The organism is Pseudolactococcus insecticola, assembly GCF_011170065.1.
Classification (GTDB): Bacteria; Bacillota; Bacilli; order Lactobacillales; family Streptococcaceae; genus Pseudolactococcus; species Pseudolactococcus insecticola.
The window spans coordinates 1-4,825 of sequence record NZ_BLLH01000018.1 but is presented as its reverse complement, the minus strand read 5'-3'; the positions used below and the strand labels follow the sequence as shown (position 1 = coordinate 4,825).

General features: G+C 41.7%; 8 protein-coding genes. All 8 read right to left on the bottom strand.

Translation table 11 applies throughout. The features are described from left to right. Positions 1–920 precede the first annotated feature (920 nt). The 8 genes from Hs20B_RS09535 to Hs20B_RS09500 all read right to left on the bottom strand — a co-directional run bounded on the left by Hs20B_RS09535 (position 921) and on the right by Hs20B_RS09500 (position 4,784). Positions 921–2,336: a VapE domain-containing protein gene (locus Hs20B_RS09535; protein ID WP_172357942.1), complete on the bottom strand. Its 1,416-nt coding sequence runs from the start codon at positions 2,334–2,336 to the stop codon at positions 921–923. Beyond that, complete coding sequence (locus Hs20B_RS09530; protein WP_172357940.1) at positions 2,333–2,869, bottom strand: hypothetical protein; 537 nt, start codon at positions 2,867–2,869, stop codon at positions 2,333–2,335. Before Hs20B_RS09530 ends, Hs20B_RS09535 begins: the two co-directional genes overlap by 4 nt. 13 nt (positions 2,870–2,882) lie before the next feature. Continuing rightward, the gene (locus Hs20B_RS09525; RefSeq protein WP_172357938.1) at positions 2,883–3,212 is read right to left on the bottom strand and encodes a hypothetical protein; all 330 of its coding nucleotides are present in this window, start codon (positions 3,210–3,212) and stop codon (positions 2,883–2,885) included. 67 nt (positions 3,213–3,279) lie between these two features. Next, a complete protein-coding gene (locus Hs20B_RS09520; protein ID WP_172357936.1) occupies positions 3,280–3,564 on the bottom strand; it encodes a hypothetical protein in 285 nt (94 codons plus the stop codon). Then, on the bottom strand, positions 3,561–3,710 hold the full coding sequence (locus Hs20B_RS09515; protein ID WP_172357934.1) for a hypothetical protein: 150 nt from the start codon (positions 3,708–3,710) through the stop codon (positions 3,561–3,563). The genes Hs20B_RS09520 and Hs20B_RS09515 overlap by 4 nt, the downstream gene beginning before the upstream one ends. Next, the gene (locus tag Hs20B_RS09510) at positions 3,707–3,967 is read right to left on the bottom strand and encodes a hypothetical protein (RefSeq protein WP_172357932.1); all 261 of its coding nucleotides are present in this window, start codon (positions 3,965–3,967) and stop codon (positions 3,707–3,709) included. The genes Hs20B_RS09515 and Hs20B_RS09510 overlap by 4 nt, the downstream gene beginning before the upstream one ends. Before the next feature lie 134 nt (positions 3,968–4,101). Then, positions 4,102–4,305 carry a hypothetical protein gene (locus tag Hs20B_RS09505; RefSeq protein ID WP_172357930.1) on the bottom strand — a complete coding sequence of 68 codons (204 nt, stop codon included), beginning with the start codon at positions 4,303–4,305 and terminating at the stop codon, positions 4,102–4,104. 176 nt (positions 4,306–4,481) lie between these two features. Beyond that, complete coding sequence (locus Hs20B_RS09500; RefSeq protein ID WP_172357928.1) at positions 4,482–4,784, bottom strand: hypothetical protein; 303 nt, start codon at positions 4,782–4,784, stop codon at positions 4,482–4,484. Between the last annotated feature and the right edge of the window lie 41 nt (positions 4,785–4,825).

The following is a 4,825-nucleotide window of genomic DNA, read 5'->3' as shown; positions in this document are numbered from 1 at the left end:
TCTATTTTACTACACTATATCATTAGAAAGCAACTGATAGTGTGAAACGCTCCGTTAAGCCATTTCGTAAAAAGTGATACTCACTGAATCGCAATACATTTCAACAAAAGGGTAATTAAAAGGGTAGTTAAAAACAACATAAATTTTTGTCGGGCAAGGGGGCTGTATATCGAAACTATACGGCTTTTTTTATTTTCGCTTTTTGCGTTGCCTGCTCTGTCTTATGACGTGCCCAATTTGCGCGTGACTTGTCGGGGTATCATCACGCGCAACATAGTCATTTTTTTAACTCGGATAAACATGCCTATGAAAACAAATGTCAAGTTTTAACAAGTTTTTGCCTTATCTAAATACAAGACTTATCCTAATTTTGACAACCGTACCTATAAGTACGCCCCCCTTTGCTGTGTAGTTGTAACTACGCTTGCCTTATGAAAAATAAAAGTAAGGTTTAGTAAGGTTTTATGTTTTTGGATATTAGGTTTTATTAGGTTTTTCAATATCAAGTTTTATCAAGTTTTCGCTTGCTGTTGCTTGCTCCCGTCCTGTATAACTATAACGTTTTTTCGTTTTGGTTAATGTCAAACAGTTTGCCTGCTCTGTGTCCAAACTGTCGGCGCGCGTGATTTTGTCATGGTCTTTTATATCCTTTTCGTGGTCTTTTGATTTTTCTGTTTTAAGCGCCTACCGACTACCAAACGCCTACCGCCTTACGCCTTGCGGTTCAAGGGGTTATATAGTGTAGTAGTCAGTAGTCTTTTTTTCGCGGTATAGTTATATATAATATATTATTATTATTATTATTGTTTATTATATAACGGCTACTGACTACTTAGCACCGTTTAACCCTTGCTATTACAGGGGTTACGGTGGTAGTCACTCGGTAGGCAAGTAGGCGCTTTTTCGGGTTTTTCGTCATTTCACCGCTTTTGCCAACCTCGCGCAACTTTTTTGCCAAATTTAAGTGATTTTTTCGGCTCCCACCCGTCCAAATTATTGAAAAATAATCTTATCACGTTATCAACCGTTTTCTTCTGTTCATTCGGGAATAGCTCCGCCATGACGTCCGTCACGTTCACTCTATCACGCGCAACGTTGCCTGTGATGTCACGACTGTCATATAACGCTGTGCCTGTGTCCATCATCTGTGCTATATAGTCCCGCCGTCTACCAGCGCCCAAATTGTAAAAGTCGGCTGTTATCGGTGTCTCTACATAGCTCTCAAGTTGCTCAACAAAGATGTTTTTGCTCTTAAATTGTTCTTTTTCGCTGTCTAGTAAAGTCTGCTCTTCGTCGTTCAAATCAAATGACGGGTTCACGCGCCAAAGACTAACAATGCCACCCCAAAATTCTTTTAGTGCCTGCTCTGTGAGTTCCTTGAATCGTTTGGGCGGTGTGATGTCTTTACTTACTCGGATAGGTAAAAATCGCCTGTCGCCTGTCGCGTCTCTCAAATGCTCGCTTACGTTCGTTGTTCTGATTATGACAAAGTTTTTATTGACGTTCACGGCTTTTCTTGCATAGGGCGGACGATATTGAAATTCTTGCTGTGTAATCGCCTTTTTGAGTTGTCCAAATGATGTGTTTTTGTCGTTGCTCGCAACCATCTCATCATCATTTATGCCCCAATTTTTGACCATCAGCGCCATGTCGTCGCTTTTGTAAAATGTGCTAATGTTGTCGGTGTAGTATGGTTCAAATAGCATGCGTATCATCGTGCTTTTGCCTGTCCCTTGGTCTCCGACTAGGTCAAGCACGTTATCAAACTTTTGGCGTGGGTTCAATACCTTGGCAACCGCGCCCCTGAAAAATATGGATGTCACAAGCCTAGTATAAGCGCCACCAGCAACTCCCAAATAGTCGCTTAATATCGTCAAAGGGTCTGTGCCTTGGTAATCTCTTTCAGCATTTAAAAGCCACGTTTCAAGTGGGTTAAAATTCAACTCACGCGCCACCAGCTCCACGCCGTCGGCCACGTCCCCTTTTTTAAAATCGGCGCCGTATTTCTCGGATATATAAAAGCGAACGCCCGTAATAAGTGAATCATCTACCTGTTGCCGTGTTTCTGTCTTTTGTTTGCCAATCTTGCCTGCTCTTGTTAGTTCAATGTCATAGGTAAATTCGTTATAAGCAAACATGCCTTTGATTTTGCTGTCTTGTCTCAAAATCTTCGCAAGGTTCGATAAATTCGCTATAACCTTGTCCCTGCTATTTAGATCTAAATCATGCAAATTATCTTGCGTTTCTCGCTCATCTATCAGCATTATCGGCTTTTGCAAATCGCTTGCCAATTCGTCCGCCATCTTGTCGGCAATGTCGTTCATGTTATCAGTCAATTTTTTAAATCTCCGTTTCTGTATAGTTCATCAGCATATTTTATAAAGTGCTGTGCAAAGTCTTCGCTGTAAACGCGCGTGATGTTCGTGAATAGTCTCAACGTGTCAAAATAGCCGTACCCTGCTATGTAAAGCGCCTTGACAAATGCTGTGACGTCTCGCCGTGTGTAAAGTCCATTCGTCAGAATGTCAATCATGCCCCTGTCAAGTTGCAAGTAATGCCCGCCCGTTCGGCTTGCCTGTGTCGCCTTGGTGTCCAATCTGCTTATAAAACGCCTTGTAACGTCATCGGGCAATGCTGGGGGATAATCACGCGCCACCGTCCACTTGGTCGCTGTAAGGTGCTTTAAATCGAACTCACGGGCAATCTTGACAATGATGTTGTTTGTTATCATGTCTTTCAGCACTAAATCAAACGGCTCAAAATACACGAACATAAAAAAATTATCTTTTTTCAGTACCGCCGTCTTGCTTAAAAATGGATATGCTTTCAGCTTGTCGCTCGGAATCATCAGCATAAAATAGCGGTACATTTATCACGTCTTTCTACTCATCAAGCAATTCATCAAGCCATTCAAGCGGTGCCATAGTGTACCCGTTGACCGCTTCTGTTATCGTTATGCCTGTCCGCTGTTTTTTGATAATGCCCGCCCGTCGTTCATCTTCGTTCAATGGGATAAAATAGCCTTGGCCGTCAATCGAACCAATCGCGCAGCCTTGCTTTTGTAGTCGCTCAATGCGTGACTGTAATGCCCTCAATTCAAGTCTGACTGACTTGGCAAGCATATTAGCTTTTATAGTCCGTTCAATGCCCTTGTGTTCGCTTAATGCCATGATAATGTCTTGGTCTGTCTTTGGTAATTCTTTGAATTTCATTCTTTTTCACTCCTCAATTTGCCTTGCCCGACAATTTTTTAACGTTAATTTTGTTTGTAAATTTGCTTTAATCTGATAACACTATAAACTTACTAATGTCATCAATCAGATAATAAACAAGTGATGTCTTGTAATTTGGCTTGTATCGTCTCAAGCCGTGCTTTTCCCAATTTGTTAAGGTGTTGTCTGTGATGTCAAGCTCTTTCAGCGCCTGCTGTTTGGATATATACGGGACAATGCGCCCTGTGCCTTTCAGTTTGCGCCGTGTGCTCTCATATTCATCAACCCGCCTAATTATGTCATCGGCAAGCAAACGGCTTGTAAGGGCTGTTAATGGGTCAAATTCTGTCATGCAATGCCCTCGCTTTCAAGTCGGTTTTGCTGTTCGTGTGACTTTTCAAGTCTGATAATCAAGTCAATCGCTGTCAGCATTTTGCCATAATCAACACTCACAAGTTCGGATAGCATGATAATTTCATCAGTGGTTAGCTCTTTCATGCTGTTACCTCCTCTCTTTCTTCGTTGCCTGCTTGCTTGTCCGACAAATTTCCATCGATACAAACATAAATGTCACTCATCAGTTTTACCTGCGACGTGAAAACGTCTTGAATTTTGTTGTTCAACTCACGCGCGTAATAATCTTTTATCTTGCTGTCGTCTGTTGCGTCTAGTGCTGTATAGCTCAACAATTCAGCTAATGCGTCGCTTGTGCTCTCTACATAGCTCAATACGTTTAAAATAGTGTCTTTGTTCATGTTGTTCGTCTCCTTAGTGTGTGCTATAATTAGACTATAAAAGCCACGTTTTGCGCGTGATTTTATAGTCTATTTTGGTTTAAAGCCCTTTTCTGTCTGTCAAACTTTGGGGGCTTTTTTTGCGTCAATTTTCATCAGTCGTCAAGCACAAAGCCAATCAGACCAGCAATGTTTTCAAGTGCTCTCATGTTCATACTTGCCACGTCTTGCGGTCGGATAGGTGTGCCGTCTGTGAATCGTGGAATATAATCGGGGTCGCCTGTAATCAGTGAATCGTTGAAAGAATAAAGCTCCTCAATCTCCCGCTTGATAGTCGTTTGTTGTTCGTCTTGTGTCATGGTGCTCCTCCTGTGTATGGTGTCAAGTAAAATTACTTGACGCTTAGCCGTTTCCTGTCGCCTATTTTGCATTTTATGCTGTTTGTGGGTAATTATCCCAAAATCATTTTAAACGTCAAAAATGGGCTTTTTTTTAGCTAATCAGTCTAACTCTCAAATACGCTTGACGTTCTTTCTTACCTCGCAAATATTTCCCGTGCTCGCTCGGACATTTTCGAACGTTGTTCGTCTGTGTATGCTTTCGGTTTTGATACGTTCACAATGCCATCACCTAGAATGCCATGAATTTCTACAACAAGCCCGCTGTTTTTATTTATCACTACGCGCCCGCTTGTCAGTCTCTCTTGATACTTGCGGGCGTATTTTGGAATCGTGCAATTTATCGAAAAATGTTGTTCGTCTGCTAATTTGAAAATGGTTATTTCTTGGCTGTCGCCCTCTAATGTCTTGTCAACGTACTCTGTTTTTATGTCTGTCATGTTGTTTGCTCCTGTTTTCGTTCATGCTGTTATCATCATAG